At 68.2% G+C, this 21656-nt stretch carries 22 protein-coding genes and 2 pseudogenes; 15 read left to right on the forward strand and 9 right to left on the reverse strand.

Features of this window, described 5'->3' with window-relative positions:
- Both A5711_RS09385 and A5711_RS09390 read left to right on the forward strand, forming a co-directional pair.
- Window positions 1–281, forward strand: a pseudogene (locus A5711_RS09385) (fatty-acid--CoA ligase); the annotation flags it as partial.
- Window positions 282–292: 11 nt separating this feature from the next.
- Window positions 293–487 (forward strand): bacterioferritin-associated ferredoxin, encoded by a 195-nt coding sequence (locus A5711_RS09390; RefSeq protein WP_067945757.1) that lies wholly within the window; start codon window positions 293–295, stop codon window positions 485–487.
- Here the strand turns inward: A5711_RS09390 and A5711_RS09395 are convergent.
- Complete coding sequence (locus A5711_RS09395) at window positions 484–2169, reverse strand: alpha-keto acid decarboxylase family protein (protein ID WP_067945794.1); 1686 nt, start codon at window positions 2167–2169, stop codon at window positions 484–486. The genes A5711_RS09390 and A5711_RS09395 overlap by 4 nt on opposite strands.
- Window positions 2170–2233: 64 nt before the next feature.
- Here A5711_RS09395 and A5711_RS09400 point away from each other — a divergent pair, with 64 nt between their 5' ends.
- From A5711_RS09400 to A5711_RS09415, 4 genes are read left to right on the forward strand one after another with little or no spacing between them, the layout of a single operon-like run.
- Window positions 2234–2677 (forward strand): SRPBCC family protein, encoded by a 444-nt coding sequence (locus A5711_RS09400; RefSeq protein ID WP_067945796.1) that lies wholly within the window; start codon window positions 2234–2236, stop codon window positions 2675–2677.
- Between the two features lie 5 nt (window positions 2678–2682).
- Window positions 2683–3762 (forward strand): CaiB/BaiF CoA-transferase family protein, encoded by a 1080-nt coding sequence (locus A5711_RS09405; RefSeq protein ID WP_082953256.1) that lies wholly within the window; start codon window positions 2683–2685, stop codon window positions 3760–3762.
- 57 nt (window positions 3763–3819) lie between these two features.
- The gene (locus A5711_RS09410; RefSeq protein WP_082953257.1) at window positions 3820–4275 is read left to right on the forward strand and encodes an SRPBCC family protein; all 456 of its coding nucleotides are present in this window, start codon (window positions 3820–3822) and stop codon (window positions 4273–4275) included.
- Between the two features lie 56 nt (window positions 4276–4331).
- Window positions 4332–4781, forward strand: a complete 450-nt coding sequence (locus tag A5711_RS09415) for an SRPBCC family protein (RefSeq protein WP_067945761.1) — start codon at window positions 4332–4334, stop codon at window positions 4779–4781.
- Here A5711_RS09415 and A5711_RS09420 read toward each other — a convergent pair.
- Window positions 4774–5955, reverse strand: coding sequence for a pyridoxal phosphate-dependent aminotransferase (locus tag A5711_RS09420; RefSeq protein WP_067945763.1), 1182 nt, complete (start codon window positions 5953–5955; stop codon window positions 4774–4776). The genes A5711_RS09415 and A5711_RS09420 overlap by 8 nt on opposite strands.
- Window positions 5956–6161: 206 nt before the next feature.
- On the opposite strand from A5711_RS09420, the gene A5711_RS09425 reads away from it, so the two are divergent.
- Both A5711_RS09425 and A5711_RS09430 read left to right on the forward strand, forming a co-directional pair.
- Entirely contained in the window at window positions 6162–7373 is a 1212-nt protein-coding gene (locus A5711_RS09425) for an acetyl-CoA C-acetyltransferase (RefSeq protein WP_067945765.1), read from the forward strand.
- Between the two features lie 4 nt (window positions 7374–7377).
- Complete coding sequence (locus tag A5711_RS09430; RefSeq protein ID WP_067945767.1) at window positions 7378–9522, forward strand: 3-hydroxyacyl-CoA dehydrogenase NAD-binding domain-containing protein; 2145 nt, start codon at window positions 7378–7380, stop codon at window positions 9520–9522.
- A gap of 110 nt (window positions 9523–9632) precedes the next feature.
- On the opposite strand, the gene A5711_RS09435 is transcribed toward A5711_RS09430, so the two are convergent.
- From A5711_RS09435 to A5711_RS09445, 3 genes are read right to left on the reverse strand one after another with little or no spacing between them, the layout of a single operon-like run.
- The gene (locus A5711_RS09435; RefSeq protein WP_067945770.1) at window positions 9633–10241 is read right to left on the reverse strand and encodes a bifunctional 2-polyprenyl-6-hydroxyphenol methylase/3-demethylubiquinol 3-O-methyltransferase UbiG; all 609 of its coding nucleotides are present in this window, start codon (window positions 10239–10241) and stop codon (window positions 9633–9635) included.
- A 29-nt stretch (window positions 10242–10270) separates the two neighbouring features.
- Complete coding sequence (locus tag A5711_RS09440; RefSeq protein ID WP_067945772.1) at window positions 10271–11131, reverse strand: LLM class F420-dependent oxidoreductase; 861 nt, start codon at window positions 11129–11131, stop codon at window positions 10271–10273.
- On the reverse strand, window positions 11122–12363 hold the full coding sequence (locus tag A5711_RS09445) for an FAD-dependent monooxygenase (protein ID WP_067945775.1): 1242 nt from the start codon (window positions 12361–12363) through the stop codon (window positions 11122–11124). The genes A5711_RS09440 and A5711_RS09445 overlap by 10 nt, the downstream gene beginning before the upstream one ends.
- 124 nt (window positions 12364–12487) lie before the next feature.
- Here A5711_RS09445 and A5711_RS09450 point away from each other — a divergent pair, with 124 nt between their 5' ends.
- The gene (locus A5711_RS09450) at window positions 12488–13477 is read left to right on the forward strand and encodes an LLM class F420-dependent oxidoreductase (protein WP_067945777.1); all 990 of its coding nucleotides are present in this window, start codon (window positions 12488–12490) and stop codon (window positions 13475–13477) included.
- Window positions 13478–13480: 3 nt separating this feature from the next.
- Here A5711_RS09450 and A5711_RS09455 read toward each other — a convergent pair whose 3' ends face one another.
- Entirely contained in the window at window positions 13481–13774 is a 294-nt protein-coding gene (locus A5711_RS09455) for a putative quinol monooxygenase (protein ID WP_067945800.1), read from the reverse strand.
- Between the two features lie 153 nt (window positions 13775–13927).
- Between A5711_RS09455 and A5711_RS09460 the strand changes: the two genes are divergently transcribed.
- Window positions 13928–14344 carry a Zn-ribbon domain-containing OB-fold protein gene (locus A5711_RS09460; protein WP_067945779.1) on the forward strand — a complete coding sequence of 139 codons (417 nt, stop codon included), beginning with the start codon at window positions 13928–13930 and terminating at the stop codon, window positions 14342–14344.
- Window positions 14345–14354: 10 nt separating this feature from the next.
- On the forward strand, window positions 14355–15500 hold the full coding sequence (locus A5711_RS09465; protein ID WP_067945781.1) for a thiolase family protein: 1146 nt from the start codon (window positions 14355–14357) through the stop codon (window positions 15498–15500).
- Window positions 15501–15618: 118 nt separating this feature from the next.
- Here A5711_RS09465 and A5711_RS09470 read toward each other — a convergent pair whose 3' ends face one another.
- Together A5711_RS09470 and A5711_RS09475 are read right to left on the reverse strand one after the other, a co-directional pair.
- Window positions 15619–17268 (reverse strand): DNA repair helicase XPB, encoded by a 1650-nt coding sequence (locus A5711_RS09470; RefSeq protein WP_067945783.1) that lies wholly within the window; start codon window positions 17266–17268, stop codon window positions 15619–15621.
- A gap of 40 nt (window positions 17269–17308) precedes the next feature.
- Entirely contained in the window at window positions 17309–19567 is a 2259-nt protein-coding gene (locus A5711_RS09475) for a helicase-associated domain-containing protein (RefSeq protein ID WP_067945787.1), read from the reverse strand.
- A gap of 107 nt (window positions 19568–19674) precedes the next feature.
- Between A5711_RS09475 and A5711_RS09480 the strand changes: the two genes are divergently transcribed.
- The 4 genes from A5711_RS09480 to A5711_RS09495 are packed head-to-tail and all read left to right on the forward strand — an operon-like array spanning window position 19675 to window position 21315.
- The gene (locus tag A5711_RS09480; protein ID WP_156744849.1) at window positions 19675–19875 is read left to right on the forward strand and encodes a hypothetical protein; all 201 of its coding nucleotides are present in this window, start codon (window positions 19675–19677) and stop codon (window positions 19873–19875) included.
- An 8-nt stretch (window positions 19876–19883) separates the two neighbouring features.
- Complete coding sequence (gene moaC / locus A5711_RS09485) at window positions 19884–20411, forward strand: cyclic pyranopterin monophosphate synthase MoaC (protein ID WP_082953258.1); 528 nt, start codon at window positions 19884–19886, stop codon at window positions 20409–20411.
- The gene (locus tag A5711_RS09490; RefSeq protein WP_067945802.1) at window positions 20411–20893 is read left to right on the forward strand and encodes a molybdenum cofactor biosynthesis protein B; all 483 of its coding nucleotides are present in this window, start codon (window positions 20411–20413) and stop codon (window positions 20891–20893) included. Before moaC ends, A5711_RS09490 begins: the two co-directional genes overlap by 1 nt.
- Complete coding sequence (locus tag A5711_RS09495; protein WP_067945790.1) at window positions 20890–21315, forward strand: molybdenum cofactor biosynthesis protein MoaE; 426 nt, start codon at window positions 20890–20892, stop codon at window positions 21313–21315. Before A5711_RS09490 ends, A5711_RS09495 begins: the two co-directional genes overlap by 4 nt.
- Before the next feature lie 77 nt (window positions 21316–21392).
- Here the strand turns inward: A5711_RS09495 and A5711_RS09500 are convergent.
- Window positions 21393–21656: pseudogene (locus A5711_RS09500) on the reverse strand (resuscitation-promoting factor RpfA); the annotation flags it as partial.

The raw sequence follows: 21656 nt of genomic DNA on the forward strand, positions 1-21656 counted from the left end.
CGGCCAGCGCGGACACGTCGTGCACGGAGGCGATGGTGGCGACCACGACGCCGGGTGCCTCGGGCGTCGCGGCCGGCATCCGCAAGACCTGGATCTTCCAGGCCTTCGACGATGAGCACGAGGTGCTGATCATGTCGGAGCTGCCCGACGAGGAAAGCGCGCGGCGCTGGATCGAGCATCCCGACGCCGCGGCCGAGTGGATGTCCGGCGCCGGAATGGGGCCGTACCCACCGATATTCGTCGGCCGATTCACCAACATGATGCGCATCGAGGCGGACTGAGCGGCACCGCGATGTTCGTGTGCCTGTGTAACGGGGTCACCAGCCAAACGGTGACGGAGGCGGTGGCGGCCGGGGCCTGCACCACCAAGGACGTCGCCCAGGCGTGCGGAGCGGGCGCCGACTGCGGGCGGTGCCGGCGCACCGTACAGGCGATGCTGCGATCATCGGATCCGACCGGCGGGCCGACTCGCTCCGGGCCCCGCTAGCGGCGCACGCTGCCGTCCGGCGACATCGGCTGGACGAGTTCGACCAGCAGGGGCGGGATTTCGAGCCGCGGCAGCACCACCTCGACGAGCACCATGCTGTCGCGGTGCTGAGCGGCCGCGGTTAAGGCGTCATCGAGCTCGCCGTAGGTCCGCACCCGGAACGCCAGGTGCTCGGTGACCCCCAGCGCGTTGGGGATGTCCGTCCACTTCCAATTCACGATGTCGTTGTACGGCGCCGTCTCTCCGTGGATCGCCCGTTCGACGGTGTAGCCGTCGTTGTTGACCACCACGATGACGGGGGACAGCCCTTCGCGCGAGAAGGTGCCGAGCTCTTGGACGGTCAGTTGGGCGGCGCCGTCGCCGATGAGCAGCACGGTCCGGCGGTCCGGATGTGCCACGCCGGCGCCCAGTGCGGCGGGCAGCGTGTAACCGATTGAGCCCCAAAGGGGTTGGCCGATGAACGTGACACCCTGGGGCAACCGGTGGTCGGCCATGCCGTAGAAGGAGGTGCCCTGGTCGGCGAGGACCACGTTGCCCGGCGTGAGGGCCGTGCAGAGGCGGTCCCACAGCATCTCTTGCGTCAGCGGTTGATCGCGCGGCGGGGGCGGGGGCAGATCGTCGGCGGGCGGCGCCGCCACCGGAGGCGACGTGATCGGGCGCCGGGTCAAGATGGTCGACAGCGCCTCCAGCGCGGCGCCCATCTCCAGCGGCGCGAAGACCTCGCCGGCCACGCTGCTTTGGTACTGCCCGACGTCGATGGTCCGCGCCGGGTCGATCCGCTGGCTGAAGAAGCCGCTGACCATGTCGGTGAACACCACGCCCGCGGTCACCAGGACCGGTGCCTCCTCGATCGCGGTGCGCACCGCCGGGACGCTGGCCGAGCCGGCGTAGATCCCCAGGTAGTTGGGCGAGCTTTCGTCGAGCAGGCTTTTGCCCCACATCAGGGTGGCGTAGGGCACCACGTCGGCCGCCAGCAGCGCCTCGAGTTCCTTGACCACCTGCAACCGGTGCACCAGCAAGTCGGCCAACACGGTCAGCTGGTGGTCGGCGATGAGCCCGGAGGCGGCCTCGGCGAACAGGGACAGCGCGCGCGGGCTGGTGCCGCCGGGGTAGCGGGGCAGCGGATCACCGGGCGGCTCGGTGGGGAAGCGCGCCACGTCGGTCGACAGCAGGATGTACCCGGGCCGCTTCTGCTCGCGCACCTCCGAGAGCACCCGGTCGATCTCACGGCGGGCGTTCGCGGGCATGAGGTTGGCCTGGGCGCAGGTGATCTCGCGGCTGACCCGGAAGAAGTGCTCGAAGTCGCCGTCACCCAGCGAATGGTGCAGCGCGCGCCGGGTGCCCTGCGCGTCCTTGGACGGCCCGCCGACGATGTGCACCACGGGCACCTGTTCGGCATAGCTGCCCGCGATGGCGTTGGCCGCGGACAATTCGCCCACGCCGAAAGTCGTTACCACGGCGGACATTCCGCGCAGGCGGCCGTATCCGTCGGCGGCGTAGCCGGCGTTCAGCTCGTTGGCGTTGCCCACCCAGCGGATGCTGGGGTGCGCGACGATGTGGTCGAGGAATTCCAGGTTGTAGTCGCCGGGAACGCCGAAGATCTCGGTGACGCCGAGTTCGGCGAGGCGGTCCAGCAGGTAGTCGCCGACGGTGTAGACGGGCTCGGTCGCTGCGTCAGGCACAAGCACGACGGTACCTCGGTCGAATCCGTTCCGGGCGGGACGCCGTTTCAGGATCGTGCGGGCCATGGCACTCAAGGAATCCCGCGACATCGTCATCGAAGCCAGCCCGGAGGAGATCCTGGACGTCATCGCCGATTTCGAGGCGATGCCGGAATGGTCCGAACCCCACCAGAGTGCGGAGGTCCTCTCGACCGGGGACGACGGGCGGCCCAGCCAAGTGAAAATGAAGGTGAAGGTCGCCGGGATCACCGACGAACAGGTGGTGGCCTACACCTGGGCGGACGACGCGGTGAGCTGGACGCTGGTGAGTTCCTCGCAGCAAAAGGCGCAGGACGGCAAGTACACCCTGATACCGCAGGGCGAGGCGACCCTGGTGAAGTTCGAGCTCCTCGCGGACCCGAATGTGCCACTGCCCGGATTCGTCCTGAAACGCGCCGTCAAGGGCACCATCGATTCGGCGACCAAGGCGCTGCGCGAGCGGGTGCTGAAAGTGAAGAAGGGCAACTAATCGCGGTGGACGACGGCGGCCCCCTCGCCGGGGTGAAGGTGATCGAGCTCGGCGGCATCGGACCGGGCCCGCACGCCGGGATGATGCTCGCCGACCTCGGGGCCGATGTGGTGCGCGTGCGGCGCCCGGGTGGCCTCACGATGCCGCCCGAGGACCGCGATCTGCTGCACCGCGGGAAGCGGATCGTCGACCTCGACGTCAAGGCGCAGCCTCAGGCGCTGCTCGATCTCGCCGCCAAAGCCGACGTGTTGCTGGACTGTTTCCGGCCCGGCACCTGCGAGCGGCTCGGCATCGGTCCCGACGAGTGTGCGGCGGTCAATCCGCGACTGATCTTCGCGCGAATCACCGGCTGGGGGCAGGACGGCCCGCTGGCCCAGACGGCGGGGCACGACATCAACTACCTGTCGCGGACCGGCGCGCTCTCGGCGCTGGGCTACGCTGACCGGCCCCCGATGCCGCCGCTGAATCTCGTCGCCGACTTCGGTGGCGGTTCGATGCTGGTGCTGCTCGGCATCGCGGTCGCGCTGTACGAGCGCGAACGTTCGGGCCGGGGGCAGGTCATCGACGCGGCGATGGTGGACGGCGTCAGCCTGCTCGCTCAGATGATGTGGACGATGAAGGCGACCGGGGCGCTGCGTGACCGGCGCGAGTCGTTTCTGCTCGACGGCGGCGCGCCGTTCTACCGCTGCTACGAGACCTCCGACGGCAAATACGTGGCCGTCGGAGCCATCGAGCCGCAATTCTTCGCGGCGCTGCTGACCGGCCTCGGCCTGTCGCCCGAGGAGGTGCCCGGCCAGCTCGACGTCGGGGCGTACCCGCAGATGTACGAGGTCTTCGCGAAACGGTTCGGCAGCCGGACACGCGAGGAGTGGACGACCATCTTCGCCGGCACCGATGCGTGCGTCACTCCGGTGCTGACGTGGAGCGAAGCGGCGGGCGACGAACACCTGCGGGCGCGGTCCACGGTGATCACCGCCCACGGCGTCGACCAGGCCGCACCCGGTCCGCGCTTCTCGCGCACCCCGGCCGCACCGGTCGGGCGACCGCCCGCGGCCACCACGCCCCTCGCCGAAATCGACTGGTAGACAACCTGTTACGTCGAACCATTCCGCACCGGGGCCGGCATTGCTAGGTTGAGCGCAGTGGCCGTAAAAGCATCACGGGAATTCGTCGTCGACGCGCCGCCAGAAGTGGTCATGGAGGCGCTGACCGATGTCTGCGTACTGGCGGAGTGGTCACCGCTCCACAAACACATCGAAGTGATCGACCGTTATCCCGACGGTCGGCCCCACCATGTGAAGACGACGATCAAGATTCTCGGGCTCGTCGACAAGGAAGTCCTGGAATATCACTGGGGTCCCGATTGGGTCGTCTATGACGCCAGAGGGACTTCCCAGCAGCACGGCCAGCACGTCGAGTACAACCTCAAACCCGAAGGTCTCGACAAGACCCGGGTGCGCTTCGACGTCACGGTCGAGCCGGGCCGGCCGATGCCCGCCTTCATCGTCCGGCGGGCCAGCGAAAGCGTTCTCGACTCATCGGTAAAGGGGTTGTGCGAATTGGTAAAGCGCGGCAAAGGTTCGACGGAGCCGCAATAGTCGGCGGCTCGCATTTTGCGTGCGCCAGCGGCTGAGCGGTTGCTAACTTATTAGCAGTGGCCGTTCAAGCGTCGTCGGAAATCGTCATTGACGCGCCTCCGGAAGTGATCATGGAGGCGCTGGCCGACATGGACGCCGTGCCGTCATGGTCGTCGGTACACAAGCGGGTCGAAGTCGTAGACAAGCATCCCGACGGCCGACCGCACCACGTGAAGGTCACCATCGCGGTGACCGGCATCCACGACACGGAGCTGCTCGAATACCACTGGGGCCCGGACTGGATGGTGTGGGACGCCCAGAAGACTGCCCAGCAACGCGGCCAGCACGGGGAGTACACCCTTACCAGGGAGGGCTACGACACGACCAGGGTGCGGTTCGCCATCACGGTCGAACCATTCGCCCCGCTGCCCGAGTTCTGGGTCAGCCGGGCCCGCAAGAAGATCCTCGATTCCGCGCTGGAGGGACTGCGTAAGCGCGTGATGGAGGGTTTCGGCCCTGCTACGTAGCCGACCGGTCACGCAGGGTGGCCAGCCGCCTGATCGCCTCGTCGAGTGTGTCTTCGCGTTTGCAGAAGGTGAACCGCACCAGGTGATTCCACACGTCGGGATGGGAGCCCGCCGGATCGCAGAACGGCGACAGCGGAATGGCCGCCACCCCGACCTTTTCGGGTAGCGCCGCACAGAACGCGGCGCTGTCGTCGTAGCCCAGCGGGCGGGGGTCGGCACACAGGAAGTAGGTGCCGGCGCTGTCGTGCACCTCGAAGCCGATCTCGGAGAGCCCGGCGGCCAGCCGGTCGCGACGGGCCCGCAAAGAGCTGCAAAGCCCGGCCACCCACGCGTCCTCGGTGTCGAGCGCGAGAGCCACCGCGGGCTGGAACGGCGCGCCTGAAACATAGCTCAGGTACTGCTTGGCCGCACGCACCCCGGCGATGAGTTCCGCTGGGCCACAAGCCCATCCGATTTTCCAGCCGGTGCAGTTGAACATCTTGGCCGCGCTGGAGATGGTGATCGTCCGCTCGCCCATGCCGTCGAAGCCGGCCAGGGGCAAGTGCCGATGGCCGTCGAACACCAGGTGCTCGTACACCTCGTCGGTGATCACCAAGAGGTCGGCGGCGACGGCGACCTCCGCGATGGCGGTCAGCTCGGCCGCGCTGAGCACCGTTCCGGTCGGGTTGTGCGGTGAGTTGACGATCAGCGCGCGGGTCCGGGGCGTTACCGCCCGGCGCAGGGCGTCGGCGTCCAAGGCGAATCCGCGGCCGTGGGGGACCAGGGGCACGGTGACCCGGTGCGCGCCGGCCATCGCCACCACCGGGGAGTAGGAGTCGTAGAACGGCTCGATCAGCAGGACCTCCGAGCCGGGTTCGATCAGGCCCAGCACAGCGGACGCGATGGCCTCGGTCGCACCGACCGTCACCAGCACTTCGGTGTCGGGGTCGTATTCGATGCCGAAGTGGCGCCGCCGCTGGGCGGCGATTGCGTGCCGCAGCGGTGCGACGCCGATGCCGGGCGGGTACTGGTTGTTTCCCTCGGCGATGGCGTCCTGGGCGGCCTTCAACATGGCCGCGGGCCCGTCCTCGTCCGGGAAGCCCTGGCCGAGGTTGACCGCGCCGACCCGCGCGGCCAGCGCCGACATCTCGGCGAACACCGTCGTCGCGTAGGGACGCAGTCGCGAGACCGTCATGCTGGTCGAGCTTAGGGTGGCCGACGAAGCGCGAGTGTGCGGCTGGCCGCGCATTGGCAGCCGAGTGTGCGGCCAGCCGTACCGTCGGCATACTGACCAGCGGTGATCGGCCCAACCAACAGGTTGGCCGGGCACTTTGTTAGGGTGCGGTATCTGGACCTACCTTTAATACGGATCCGAAACCCACTTGTGAAGAGGAACTCGACATGTCCGAAGAAGCCTTCATCTATGAGGCCATCCGCACACCGCGGGGCAAGCAAAAAAACGGCTCGCTGAACGAGGTCAAGCCGGTAAACCTCGTCGTCGGACTGGTCGACGAGCTGCGCAGGCGCAACCCCGACCTGGACGAGAACCTGATCAGCGACCTGATCCTCGGGGTGGTGTCGCCGGTCGGTGACCAGGGCGGCGACATCGCCCGGACCGCGGCGCTGGTGGCTGGGCTGCCCGAGACCACCGGCGGCGTGCAGCTCAACCGGTTCTGCGCCTCGGGCCTCGAGGCCGTCAACACGGCCGCCCAGAAGGTGCGCTCCGGCTGGGACGACCTGGTGCTGGCCGGCGGTGTGGAGTCGATGAGCCGCGTCCCGATGGGCTCCGACGGCGGCGCCTGGGCGCTCGACCCCGAGACCAACTACCGGATCGGTTTCGTGCCGCAGGGCATCGGCGCCGACCTGATCGCCACCATCGAGGGCTTCTCCCGCGAGGACGTCGACGCCTACGCGCTGCGCTCGCAGCAGAAGGCCGCCGAGGCCTGGTCGGGCGGCTACTTCGCGAAGTCGGTCGTGCCGGTGCGCGACCAGAACGGTCTGGTCATCCTCGACCACGACGAGCACATGCGGCCCGAAACCACGATGGAGGGCCTGGCCAAGCTGAAGACCGCGTTCGACGGCATCGGCGAAATGGGTGGCTTCGACGACGTGGCACTGCAGAAGTACCACTACGTCGAGAAGATCAACCACGTGCACACCGGGGGCAACAGCTCCGGCATCGTCGACGGCGCCGCGCTGGTGCTGGTGGGCTCGGAGGCTGCCGGCAAGTCGCAGGGCCTGACCCCGCGCGCTCGCATCGTCGCCACGGCGACCAGCGGTTCCGACCCGGTCATCATGCTGACCGGCCCGACCCCGGCGACCCGCAAGGTCCTCGACCGCGCCGGACTGACCGTCGACGACATCGACCTGTTCGAACTGAACGAGGCGTTCGCGTCGGTGGTGTTGAAGTTCCAGAAGGACCTCAACATTCCCGACGAGAAGCTGAACGTCAATGGTGGCGCCATCGCGATGGGCCACCCGCTGGGCGCCACCGGCGCCATGATCACCGGCACCATGGTCGACGAGCTCGAGCGCCGCAACGCGCGTCGCGCGCTGATCACGCTGTGCATCGGCGGCGGCATGGGTGTCGCCACCATCATCGAGAGGGTTTAAGACCATGGCAGAGAACACCATCCAGTGGGATAAGGATGCCGACGGCATCGTCACACTGACGCTCGACGACCCGACCGGGTCCGCGAACGTGATGAACGAGCACTACAAGGAATCGATGCACAAGGCCGTCGAACGCCTTGCCGCGGAGAAGGATTCGGTCACCGGCGTGGTGATCACGAGCGCGAAGAAGACGTTCTTCGCCGGCGGCGATCTCAAGAGCATGATCAACGCCGGCCCAGAGAACGCCGGCGACGTCTTCACCGAGGTCGAGGACATCAAGCGCGACCTGCGGGCCCTGGAGACCCTGGGCAAGCCGGTGGTGGCCGCCATCAACGGCGCCGCGCTCGGCGGCGGCCTGGAGATCGCGCTGGCGTGTCACCACCGCATCGCCGCGGACGTCAAGGGCCTAGTTGTGGGCCTGCCCGAGGTGACGCTGGGCCTGCTTCCCGGCGGAGGCGGCGTGGCGCGCACGGTGCGGATGTTCGGCATCCAGAACGCGTTCATGAACATCCTGTCGCAGGGCACTCGCTTCAAGCCGGACAAGGCCAAGGAGATCGGGCTGATCGACGAGCTCGTCGGCTCCGCCGAGGAACTGGTGCCCGCCGCCAAGGCGTGGATCAAGGCGAACCCCGACTCGCACACCCAGCCGTGGGATGCCAAGGGCTACAAGATGCCCGGCGGCACCCCGTCGAGCCCCGGGCTGGCCGGCATCCTGCCGTCGTTCCCGGCGCTGCTGAAGAAGCAGCTCAAGGGTGCGCCGATGCCGGCGCCGCGAGCCATCCTGGACGCGGCCGTCGAGGGTGCGCAGGTGGACTTCGACACCGCCACCCGCATCGAGAGCCGCTACTTCACCTCTCTGGTCACCGGCCAGGTCGCCAAGAACATGATCCAGGCGTTCTTCTTCGACCTGCAGCACATCAACGGCGGCGGCTCGCGCCCCGACGGCATCGAGCCGGTCAAGATCAACAAGATCGGTGTGCTGGGCGCGGGCATGATGGGCGCCGGCATCGCCTACGTCTCCGCCAAGGCCGGCTTCGACGTGGTACTCAAGGACGTCAGCCTCGAGGCGGCCGAGAAGGGCAAGGGGTACTCGGAAAAGCTTGAGGCCAAGGCGCTTCAGCGTGGCAAGACCACCGAGGAGAAGAGCAAGGCGCTCCTCGACCGCATCACGCCGTCGGCCGACCCCGCTGACTTCAAGGGCGTCGACTTCGTGATCGAGGCGGTGTTCGAGAACCAGGAGCTCAAGCACAAGGTGTTCCAGGAGATCGAGGACATCGTCGAGCCGAACGCGCTGCTCGGGTCCAACACCTCGACGCTGCCGATCACCGGTCTGGCGACCGGCGTCAAGCGGCAGGAGGACTTCATCGGGATCCACTTCTTCTCGCCGGTCGACAAGATGCCACTGGTCGAAATCATCAAGGGCGAGAAGACTTCTGACGAGGCGCTGGCCCGCGTCTTCGACTACACGCTGGCCATCGGCAAGACCCCGATCGTGGTCAACGACAGCCGCGGCTTCTTCACCAGCCGGGTGATCGGCACGTTCGTCAACGAGGCCCTGGCGATGCTTGGTGAGGGCGTCGAACCGGCGTCGATCGAGCACGCCGGCTCGCAGGCCGGCTACCCGGCCCCGCCGCTGCAGCTGTCCGACGAGCTGAACCTCGAGCTGATGCACAAGATCGCGGCCGCCACCCGCAAGGGTGTCGAGGACGCGGGCGGCACCTACGAGCCGCACCCGGCCGAGGCCGTCGTGGAGAAGATGATCGAGATCGGCCGCCCGTCGCGGCTCAAGGGCGCGGGCTTCTACGAGTACGTCGACGGCAAGCGCACCGGGCTGTGGCCGGGCCTGCGGGAGACGTTCAAGTCCGGTTCGTCGGAGCCGCCGCTGCAGGACATGATCGACCGGATGCTGTTCGCCGAGGCGCTGGAAACCCAAAAGTGCCTCGACGAGGGCGTTTTGACCTCGACGGCCGACGCCAACATCGGCTCGATCATGGGCATCGGCTTCCCGCCGTACACCGGTGGTAGCGCGCAGTTCATCGTCGGCTACGAGGGTGCGGGCGGTAAGGGCAAGGAAGCCTTCGTGGCCCGTGCCCGTGAGCTGGCCGCCAAGTACGGCGACCGCTTCCTGCCGCCGGACTCGCTGACGTAGGTCTCGCAGTCGCGAAAGCCCCCGAAGCGCTTGTCTTCGGGGGCTTTTGCGTGGGCTGACACGCGGGACATAAAACGTTGCGACGGCGTACGGCGTGTCGTCGCACCTGGTTATGTGTCGCGGCGCTGGAAGAGGTAGTACCGGGCCGGCGTCTTCTCGGCGCGGTCCAGCTCGCGCTCGTCGCCGGCCGACAGCATCGTCCAGGTGGGCGCGAAGCGTCGTTCCATCTCGGTGTGGTCGATGCCGCGCACTCCCACCCTGCCGCCGGGAACGAATGCGACGATCAGCAGCCGCGCGTCGGGGGCAGCCACCGCGCTGATCTCCCGGACATAGGCCTCGCGATCGTCGTCGCTCATGTTGTGCAGGCAACCGTTGTCGACGATCAACTCGAAGTTCGAGCCGACGCCGGTCCGGCTCAGCTGTGTGACGTCGGCCTGGACGAAGTCGACCGCCGCGCCGGCGGCCCCTGCCTTGGCGCGTGCCCGCTCGAGGGGCTTGGCGACGAAGTCGACCGCGGTGACCTTCCAACCGTGCTGGGCGAGATAGATCGAGCAGTCACCGGTTCCGCACCCGACTTCGAGGGCCGAGCCCCGCGGGAGCGCAGGCGTGTCGGCCGTCCCCTCGACCAGGCTCCGCACGCTCTCCGCGAGCGGGTGACCGTCCCAGGGAGTGAAGCCGATGCGGTAGAAAATCCGAAACAGCGTCTGCTTGGAAGCCATACCCCACCCTAAGCGTGATCGCCGCGGGGTTACTTGGAGGCGGCGGCGATTCGGCGCCATTGCTCGCGCGGGAACACCTTCGGGTCGGCCAGCAGCACCTGGACGCACACGTGGTCGGCGCCAGCCGAACGATGCTCGGCGACCCTGCGCATGATCGCCTCCTCGTCACCCCACGCGATGATGGCGTCGAAGAGCCGATCGCTCACCTGGGTCAGGTCCTCTTCGGCGAACCCGGTGCGCAGCAGGTTGTTGGCATAGTTGGGCAACGCCAAATATGCCCGCAGCCAGTCGGTTCCGATGCGCCGCGCCTCGTCGGCGCTGTCGGTCAGGATCACCGTCTGCTCCGGCAGCAGCAGGGGGCCGTCGCCCAAAGTCGAACGGGCAGAGGCGGTGTGGTCCGGGGTGACCAGGTAGGGGTGGGCCCCGCGGGCGCGGGTCGCGGCCAGTTCCAACATCTTCGGGCCGAGCGCGGCCAAGACCCGACTTTCGGCCGGTACGGGACGTGGGGCGGCATCGAGCCCGTCCAGGAACGCCGCCGTCGCCGCCAGCGGTTTGCGGTAGCGCCCGGGTTGGCCCGCGTCGATCAGCGGCGCGTGGCTGACGCCGATGCCAAGCAGGAAGCGGTTCCCGTGCTCGGCGGTCAACGTGGCATAGGAGTCAGCGACGTCGCCGGGGGCATGCATCCACAGGTTGAGGATCCCGGTGGCGATCACGGTCCGCTTCGTCGCGGCGAGCAAGTTGCCGACCGCGTCGAACACCGGGCCGCCGACGTCGGGTATCCACAGCGCCGGAAAGCCCAACTCATCCAATTCCGCCGCAGCCTCGGCGGATTCGGACGGATCGCCGTATCGCAGCTGACTGCTCCAGATTCCCACACCGGTTAGTTCCATGGGCGGTCGTTCCTTTCGTTCGCTTGTAGGTCGGTTGCGCTGTAGTCGGGCACGAACATCGAATCGTGCATCCGGACGCCGTTGGCGTTCAGCCTCGCCAGCGACCGCGAAAGCGAGCCGGGCAGCAGCGAGACCAATTGGGCGCCACGGGTCAATGCCCACAGCCCGAGTCGCGAGCCGGGGATGATGCCCTTGGCGGCACCGCGGGCGAATGCCCGGCTGCGGTGCACCGGTTCGCGCATCTGCAACTCGTAGGCCGCGAACGCGCGCAAGTGGTCGCCGTCCGCCCGGGCGAGCTCGCCGGCCAGCACGTAGGCGCCGAGCACGGCAAGGCTGGTGCTGCCGCCCACCGCGGGGCCGGGGCAGTATCCCGCGTCACCGACGAGGGTCACCCGCCGGCGGGACCATCTGTCGAGCCGCAGCTGGCTGATCGAATCGAAGTAGAACGCGGGCGTGCGGTCGACTTCGCCCAGCCAGTCGTCCACCTGCTCGTGCATGCCGGCGAACGTGTCGCGCAGTATTTCGTTCTGCCGCAACGTATCCCGGTGATCGTAGTCGAGCTCGTGTTTGGTGCGGAACAGGAAGACGGCGCGCGCGTCGTCCAGGTGTTCGGCGGTGTAGATAGCCGCGAGCCGGCCCACGCCGACGTGGCAGGTCATCTCGCCACGACCGGCCAGTGCCTTGGGCGCCGACACCACCGCCAGATAGCCGCCGAGGAACCGGGTGAGGTTCGCTTCGTCGCCAAAGGTCAGCTGCCGGACGTTGGAGTGCAGCCCGTCGGCACCGACGACGACGTCGAACCGGCGGGCAGGGCCATGCTCGAACGTCACCTCGCCGTCGTGGTCGATCGAGGTGATCGAGTCACCGAACAGGTACTCGACGTGATCGCGACCGGCGGCGTAATAGATTTCGCTGAGGTCGTCGCGCATGATCTCCACGTGCCGGTCCGACGTGGCGGCGTAGATCTTGGTGAGGTCGATCTCGAAGGCCCGCGGGCGGCCTTCCCGATGCATGGTCATGCGGTTCGTTCCGGTGGCGAGCGCCTCGATCTGGGGCAGGACACCCATGTCCGCCGAAATCTCCATCGCGGGACGGAACAGGTCGACGGCGTGGCCGCCGGTCTTGCGCAGGCTGGGCGCGCGCTCGACGACGGTGACGTCGAAGCCGTGCCGGGTCAGCCAGTAGGCCAGCACCGGGCCGGCGATGCTGGCGCCGGAGACCAGTACGCGCACGCCGACCTCCCGGTTGCTTGACGATGGGTAAGCCTAGCGGGGGCCTGGGAGTGGGCTGCCCGCGGCGGCGGAGGGAATTGCCTGTTGCCACGTGGTGCTCGGCGGCGGGCTAGAGTCCGTTGCTATGCGCTTCGGTCTCTTCATCCCGCAAGGCTGGCGAATGGATCTGGTCGACATCGAACCGGAGAAGCACTGGGCGGTGATGCGCGATCTGGCCGTCTACGCCGACGGCAGCGCGTGGGACTCGCTGTGGGTCTACGACCATTTCCACACCGTCCCGGTGCCGACGGGTGAGGCCACGCACGAGGCGTGGTCGCTGATGGCCGCGTACGGGGCGGTCACCTCGCGGATCAAACTCGGCCAGATGTGCACCGCGATGAGCTACCGCAATCCGGTGTACCTGGCCAAGGTCGCGGCGACCGCCGACATCATCTCCGGTGGGCGGATTCAGATGGGCATCGGCGGCGGCTGGTACGAACATGAGTGGCGCGCTTACGGTTACGGTTTCCCGTCGGCCGGCGTGCGACTGGCCCGGTTGGACGAGGGCGTGCAGATCATGCGCGACGCCTGGCGCGACGGCGAGGTCAGATTCGACGGCAAGCACTACCAGGCGGACGGCGCGATCGTTTCCCCTAAGCCCCTGCAGGACAACGGGATTCCGCTGTGGATCGCCGGCGGCGGCGAGAAGGTGACCTTGCGCATCGCAGCGAAATACGCGCACTACACCAACTTCGCGCCGGAGCCCGAGGCGTTCGCCCACAAGTCCGAAGTGCTGGCGCAGCACTGTCAGCAGGTGGGCACCGACTTCGATGCCATCGTGCGGTCGGCCAACTTCAACGCGGTCGTCGGGACCTCCGACGCCGACGTCAAGGACAGGCTGCGGCGCGTCCGCGACCGCGTCGTCCGGTACGTGCCCGAGGCTGCCGCCGACGCGATGCTGGCCGCCGGCAGCGGACCCGATTCCGCGACGGGCACACCTGAACAGGTGATCGAGCGGATCGCCAGGCTCCGCGACCTCGGGTGCGAATACGCCATCTGCTACTTCCCGGAGGCCGCGTACGACCGCTCCGGCATCGAGTTGTTCGAGCGCGAGGTGATTCCCGCGCTGAGCTAGCCGTCAGATGTCGGAGGTGACGTACCTCTTCTTGACGGGGGGCTCGGCCAGCAGCGGCGGCAGGTCGGTGATACGTCCTTCGCCGGCGCGAAACGCCCGGTAGGCCTCGTCCTGTTCGACCGTGTCCCACAGTTCGTAGATCAGCCAGTGGGTTTCGTCGTCCTCGTCGACGAGCACGTCGGTACCGAGGTTTCCGGCAAATGCCCGGGTGTCTCGCAGAGCCCGGCCCATGACGTCGCGCGCCTGCGGCATCGCGTCGGGCTTGAATTTCAGTTCGAGTATCACCGTGACTGGCATGGTCGTCTCCTCGGTTGCGGCGGCGATCCCAACATATCTGCCCGGCGAGACGAACAATGAGAATGTGGTTTCCACTTTTCGGAAAGCTGTTATACGGTTCAGTGAGCAACATTCTGTTGGCCGCACCGTGGACGCTTGTGGAGGATCCCCCCGATGCAGAAGGCACTCGCCCCCGAGATCTCGACCTGGCCCGATGACAGCCCACAGCTGATCGGCAGCCGGTGCGGCAGTTGCGGCGCCACGACCTTCCCGGTGCAGCAGTGGTGCCCGCGCTGCAGCGTCGGCGAGATGACCGATGTGCTGCTGCCGCGCCGCGGAACTCTCGTCGCGTGGACCACCCAGGGATTCCCGCCCGGGGCGCCCTATGCGGGCCCGACCGGCAAGGACTTCGTTCCGTTCGGTGTCGGGTTGGTCCAGCTCGATGACGTCATCCGGGTCGAGGGGCGGTTGACGGAGAACGACCCGGCCAAGCTGCAGTTCGGCCAGGAGGTCGAGCTCACCATGATTCCGCTGACCACCGACGACGAGGGCGCCGAAATCATGACGTTCGCGTTCCAGCCGGTCGCATAGGGAGGTTGCGATGACCAACGATGTCGCCATCATCGGCGTGGGCCTGCATCCGTTCGGCAGGTTCGACAAGACCGCGATGCAGATGGGCGCCGAGGCGATTCAAGCGGCGCTGAGCGACGCCGGGGTGGACTGGAAGGACATCCAGTTCGGTTTCGGCGGCAGCCACGAGGTGTCCAACCCCGACGCGGTCACCCGCCTGGTCGGCCTCACCGGCATCACGTTCACCAACGTGTTCAACGCGTGTGCCACCGCGGCCAGCGCCATCCAGCAGACCGCCGACACCATCCGGCTGGGCAAGTACGACCTCGGCATCGCCATCGGGCTGGACAAGCACCCGCGCGGGGCGTTCACCGACGACCCCGCCAAGCTGGCGCTGCCGCAGTGGTACGCCCAGAACGGGCAGTTCGTCACCACCAAGTTCTTCGGGATGAAGGCCAACAAGTACCTGCATGACCACAACATCTCGCAGGCCACCCTGGCCAAGGTGGCGGCCAAGAACTTCCGCAACGGCGCGCTGAACCCGAATGCGTTCCGGCGCAAGCCGATTTCCGAGGAAGAGATTCTCAATTCGGCCGTGCTCAACTATCCCTTGACCCAATACATGTTCTGTGCGCCCGACGAGGGGGCCGCGGCGGTGATCATGTGCCGCGCCGACCTGGCGCACAAGTTCACCGATAAGCCGGTGTACGTGCGAGCCTGCGAGATCCGCACCCGCCGCTACGGCGCTTACGAGGTGCATGCCACCTTCGCGCCGCTCGACGAGGACGTCTCCCCGACGGTCTACGCGGCCAAGGCGGCCTACGAGGCGGCCGGCATCGGGCCCGAGGATGTCGACGTCGCCCAGCTCCAGGACACCGACGCCGGCAACGAGGTCATCCACATGGCCGAAACCGGCCTGTGCGCCGACGGTGAGCAGGAGAAGCTGCTGGCCGACGGCGCCACCGAGATCCACGGCTCGATGCCGGTCAACACCGACGGGGGGTTGATCGCCAACGGCGAGCCGATCGGCGCGTCGGGGCTGCGGCAGATGCACGAACTGGTGCGCCAGCTGCGCGGTGAGGCGGGGGAGCGTCAGGTGGCCGGCAACCCGCGCGTCGGCCTGGCCCAGGTTTACGGCGCGCCGGGCACCGCCTCGGCGACCATTCTGTCGCTCTAGCTTCTAGCGCGGGCGTCGAGCGCCGTCAGACCGGAACCATGCGCGCGTTCCCAGATTTGATATCGCGGGCGATATTAAAATCCAAGAGGGCCACCTGGTTCGGAAAGCTCGGCCCCTGCTAAATCGCCGGGCCCAGAAGGTCATCTGCGTCGCGGATGATGTAACCGTAGCCCTGCTCGGCCAGGAAACGCTGGCGGTGCGCGGCGTACTCGGCGTCCAGGCTGTCGCGCGCCACCACGGAGTAGAAGATGGCGCCACCACCGTCGGCCTTGGGCCGAAGCAGCCGGCCCAGCCGCTGCGCCTCCTCCTGGCGTGAGCCGAAGGTCCCCGAAACCTGAACCGCCACAGACGCTTCCGGCAGATCGATGGAGAAGTTGGCGACCTTGGACACCACCAAAGTCGACACCTCGCCGCGGCGGAACGCGTCGAACAGCTCTTCGCGTTCCTTGGTTCGGGTGGACCCCTGGATCACCGGGGCACTCAGCTCGGCGCCCAGCTCGTCGAGCTGGTCGAGGTAGGCGCCGATCACCAGCGTCTGCTCGCCGGGATGCTTGTCCAGGATCGACTTCACGACGGCGACTTTGGAATGCGCCGTCGAGCAAACCTTGTATCGCTCTTCGGGTTCCGACGTGGCGTAGATCATCCGCTCGCTGTCGGTCATCGTGACCCGCACTTCGACACACTCGGCCGGCGCGATCCAGCCCTGGGCCTCGATGTCCTTCCACGGCGCGTCATAGCGTTTGGGGCCGATCAGCGAGAACACGTCGCCCTCGCGGCCGTCCTCGCGGACCAGCGTGGCGGTCAGGCCCAGGCGCCGTTTGGACTGCAGGTCGGCGGTCATCCGGAACACCGGGGCCGGCAGCAGGTGGACCTCGTCGTAGATGATCAGCCCCCAGTCGCGGCTGTCGAAGAGTTCCAGATGCCGGTACTCACCCTTGGTCCGCCGGGTGATCATCTGATAGGTCGAGATGGTGACGGGCCGAATTTCTTTGCGCTCACCGGAATATTCGCCGACCTCGTCCTCGGTCAGCGAGGTGCGTGCCACCAGTTCGCGCTTCCATTGCCGCGCCGCGACGACGTTGGTGACCAGGATCAGCGTCGTCGCGCTGGCCTTCGCCATCGCGGCCGCGCCAACCAGCGTCTTGCCGGCCCCGCACGGCAGGACTACCACCCCGGACCCGCCGGACCAGAACGAATCCGTGGCCATCTGCTGGTAGTCGCGCAGGTGCCAGCCGTCCTGGGCCAGGCTGATCGGGTGCGCCTCGCCATCGACGTACCCCGCCAGATCCTCTGCGGGCCAACCGATCTTGAGCAGCATCTGCTTGACGCGGCCGCGCTCGCTGGGGTGGACGACCACGGTGTCGTCGTCGATCCGCGCGCCGAGCATGGGTGCGATCTTCTTGTTGCGCAGCACTTCCTCGAGGACCGCCCGGTCGAAGCTCAGCAGCGTCAGTCCGTGCGCCGGGTGTTTGACCAATTGCAGGCGGCCGTAGCGGGCCATGGTGTCGACGATGTCGACCAGCAGCGGCTGGGGCACCGCGTAGCGGGAGAAGCTGACCAGCGCGTCGACGACCTGTTCGGCGTCGTGGCCGGCGGCGCGCGCGTTCCACAGCGCCAGCGGTGTGATGCGGTAGGTGTGCACGTGCTCGGGCGCGCGCTCCAGCTCGGCGAACGGCGCGATGGCGGCGCGCGCCGCACCGGCCTGCTCGTGATCAACCTCGAGCAGCACCGTCTTGTCGGACTGCACAATCAACGGGCCGTCAGTCAATGGCGCCGCTCCCTTTCATCCTTTGCATCGTCACCACCCATTATCGGCCGTTGGCCGACACCACCGACGTGATGCGGTGGATGGCGAAGTCGCGCAATCGCCCCGACGCTGAGTCGAAGGCGCTCAACTGGCCGCCCCGAACGGTGATCGGCGACACAACCCGCTGGGTTGCGACACCCGCGGCATCCAAATAACCGATCACCAGCGTGTCTTGTTCCCTGGCCGCGCGCTGGAGCAACGACATGGTGACCGCCGGGTCGGCGCGACTGTTGCCGAACGGCGCGGCGGTCACCTTCCGCAGCACCGCCACCACAGCGTTCAGGCTCTCGCTGTTGGGCCGCGGCATCGGTCGATAGGGCCGCCGCTGTTGCGGAGTGGCCACCCGGGCCCCCCGGGGACGGACGTCGACGATAGCGCCGGTGGAGTCCTCGGCCGCGGGCGCGAAGCCCGCCGCCCGCAGCGCGACCAGCACCTCACTGATCGGCGCAGGGGACACCGCGACCGTCGGGGCAAGGGCACGCAGTTGCACCCCTTCGGTCGCGGGCGCGGACACGGCCTGGGCCAGCAGCGCCGGGTCCTCGCACCGCACGAACGAAGCCGCCATGCCGATACGCAGCTGGCCATGCCGGCGTGCGACATCGTCGATGAGGTAGGTAAGTCCCTGTGGGACAGGGGTTTTGGAGTGCTTTGCGAACAGGGCATGCATCCAGTCGCGGGTCTTCCCGACGTCGAGCGCATGCCGGATCGTCTGCTCGCTGATGCGGTACACCATCGCGGTACCGGCTGACTCGACGGTGGCCACCGCGGCCAGCTGCTCGGCGAGGTCGCGCTGCAGCGGGCCCGGCACCACCACGGTCAGGTCGGCCTGGACCAGGAAGTAATCGATCGGTTTCGGCAGCGCCCGCGCCATGGCGTCGATAGCGGCCTGGGAGTCGGCGCCCTCGTCCAGCAGGGCGCGGCCGGGGGTGCTCAGCGCCCCCCGCCCCACCAGGCCGAGCGCATGGCTCTCGGCCAGCAGATCACCCACCGGCCCGGGCTGCAACCGTTTCGCCCAGCGCGGGCGCCGCCAAACGAGTGCCGCCGACGCTTCGACCGCGCTGACACCGGCACCCGGCGGCAATTGGGCCAGCGTACTGAGCAGCAGTCGGCGATCCAGCGGCGCCGCCGTCGAGTACAACGCATCCGTAAGGGCGCCATAGGGTTTGGCGTCGGGGCCGCGGGTTCCGATCAGAGCCGGCCGGCTCGGCAGGTCCAGCCAGCTACTGGCCAGCAGCTGCCAGCGCTCGGCGGTGGACAGCGCGGTGAACCGGTCGACGGCCACGGTCGGTGCCCAGTACGGTCCATCACCCGTGACCGGTTCCGGGTCGGGCATCCCGCTGGCGATCAGGCCGGCGGCGGCCGCCACCTCGAGAATCAGCCCCAGCCGGGACTCTTCGATGCCGGTCGCCTTGCTGAGCCGTTTGACGTCACGTATTCCCAGCCCGCCGCTGCGCAGCTCGGAAATCGGTGTGGCGGCGAGCGTTTCGATCAGGACGTCGAGTTCTCGCAGCAGGTCGATGGTGGCGCCGGCCGCCGCCGCGTCGACATCGTCGGTGGTGGTGGTCGACGTCACCGGGTCGGGCGCCGTCAGCCGCATGGGACCGGGCTGTTCGCCGCGCAGCACCTGTCCGACGTGGCGGGGCAGGATCACCGTCTCGGCGTCGATGCGTCGCAGCAGCCCCAGCGCCAGCAGCTGGGGCACCGGCCGGTCCGCGGGTGCGCCGGGCGCGGCGTCACGGGTGCGGCCCATCGGGGAACCCTCGAGAAGCTTGTCGAGCACGTCGCGCTGGGCCTGGCTGAGGCCGTCGAGGAGGTCGGCGATCTCCTCGCCGCTTCGCGAGGCGTCCTCGAGGGTGACTTGGCCCGGGTGCCACGGCAGGGCCGTGGCGGCGTCGGGTGCCAGGCGGAGCGCGGCGTCGCCCCACACCAGCGCGCGCTCCCGCAGATCGTCCAACGCCTTGGTCACGTCGGCCTCGGGCGCGCGCTCACCGATCAGCGCCAGCAGTTTCGGTGTCGGCACCGGCGCGGCATCAGCCTGCAGCACCAGCAGCGCGTCGAGCACCGCCAGCCGCAGGTAGTCGAGGTCGTCGGTGGCGGCCTTCACCGATTGGCGGGCCTGAGCGCGCGCGGCGAGCGCGGCGATGCTGCCGGGCGGGGGCTGGGCGAGGTCCGGCCGCAGCTCTAGCAGTCGGATCAGCCGCTCGTCGGGCAAGTCGGCCAACCACGACCCCAGCGGAATATCCGGGGTGTTGTCGGTCATTGCTGACCAGCGTAAAACAGTCGGCGGGTCGCCAGCAGGCAACGAATGTCTGGTCGACTGGCGGTCTTGCGGGACGCGCGCGAGGGCGACCTGTCAGAATGGATGGCGTGGCTGACACTGCTGAGGGTAAAGCGCGCAAGACCAGGTATGTCGACAACGGCTGGCCGACGACGGACCACGACGACCACGCGGTGAGCGAACTCGCGACCGACCGGACCGGGGCGTTGTCGCCATTCGGCGAGCTGGTGTTCCCGCTGCCCTCCACTGACCTGCCCTACCTGCACCCGGTCACCGTCGTTAACCGGTAGGCGCCAGGATGGCTAGGGCCTCTGAGGCCGCCAAGCCCGCGGCGACCTGGGCGTCGGGAGAATCCCCCTCGGGCGCGCTGTCACATCTGGACGATCGTGGGGCGGCGCACATGGTCGATGTCAGCGGTAAGGGAGCCACTAAGCGAACCGCCGTCGCGGCGGGTTCCTTGCATACGTCGCCGCGCGTGGTGGAGCTCATCTCGGCCGGGGGCCTGCCCAAGGGCGATGCGTTGGCCACGGCCCGGGTGGCGGGCATCCTGGCGGCCAAGCGCACCAGTGACCTGATCCCGCTCTGCCATCAGTTGGCGCTCACCGGGGTCGACGTCGATTTCACTGTGGGGGAGTCCGACATCGAGATCACCGCGACGGTGCGCAGCACCGACCGCACGGGTGTGGAGATGGAGGCGCTGACCGCCGTCAGCGTGGCCGGTCTGACGCTCTACGACATGATCAAAGCGGTTGACCCCGCCGCGCGCATCGATGACGTTCGGGTGCTGCGCAAGGAAGGCGGCAAAACCGGAACGTGGGTGCGGTGATGAGCGCCCGATCCGCCCGCGTCATCATCGCCTCGACCCGCGCGTCGACCGGGGTGTACGAGGATCGGTGCGGCCCGATCATCGCCGAATGGCTTGGACAGCGCGGATTCTCGTGCGCCGAGCCGGAGGTGGTCGTCGATGGTGAGCCGGTCGGCGCGGCCCTGCGCAAGGCGGTCGACGACGGGGTCGACGTCATCATCACTTCCGGGGGCACCGGCATCTCCCCCAGCGACGGCACGCCCGATCAGACGGTGGCGGTGCTGGATTACATGATCCCGGGCCTGGCCGACGCCATCCGCCGGTCCGGCCTGCCGAAGGTGCCGACGTCGGTGCTGTCACGCGGTGTATGTGGCGTGGCGGGACGGACCATGATCGTCAACCTCCCGGGTTCGCCCGGGGGCGTGCGCGACGGCCTGGGCGTGCTGGCCGATGTGATCGACCATGCGCTCGATCAGCTCGCCGGTGGAGACCACCAGCGATGACGCTCATCGTCCGCGCGGCCATGACCGATCACCCGATCGTGCTGGCCGAGCACGAAGAGCTCGTGGGCCATCAGTCGGCCGGCGCGATCGTCGGCTTCGTCGGCATGATTCGCGACCACGACGGCGGCCGGCGGGTGGTGCGGCTGGAGTACTCCGCGCATCCGTCGGCCGAACAGGTCATGGCAGCTGTCGTGGCCGATGTCGCGGAGCAGTCCAGCGGGGTACGCGCCGTGGCGGCGAGCCACCGAACCGGGGTGCTGCACATCGGGGAGGCGGCGCTGGTGGCGGCGGTCGCTGCTGACCATCGTCAGGAGGCCTTCGCCACCTGCGCGCTTCTGGTCGACACCATCAAGGCGCGGCTACCGGTGTGGAAGCACCAGTTCTTCGACGACGGAACCGAAGAGTGGGTGGGCTCGGCCTGACGCCGTAGCGATTGGAATGCCGGCACGCCCCGAAGCGGGAACGTTCGAGGCGTGCCGGGCAGTCTGGCGGGTGGAACTCAGGCGGACGGCTGCGCGATCGCGTCCAGCGCGTCGTTGCCCTGAATGTCCTGCGCCCGAATGGCGTCCCACAGCTGCTTCGTGTAGCCCACCGTGGAAACCTGCTGCGGCATGTTGGCCGGGACGAAACCGCGGAAGTCGTTGTCAACGACGGGCGCGTCCGCCGGGGGCGCCGGCGGCAGGTCCGCCGGAGGCGCGGGCGGCACGTCCGCGGGGGGTGCCGGGGGCATGGCGTCGGCCAGGCCCGGGATCATGTAATCCAC

The sequence above is a fragment of the Mycobacterium sp. E2238 genome (assembly GCF_001672665.1).
Taxonomy (GTDB): domain Bacteria; phylum Actinomycetota; class Actinomycetes; order Mycobacteriales; family Mycobacteriaceae; genus Mycobacterium.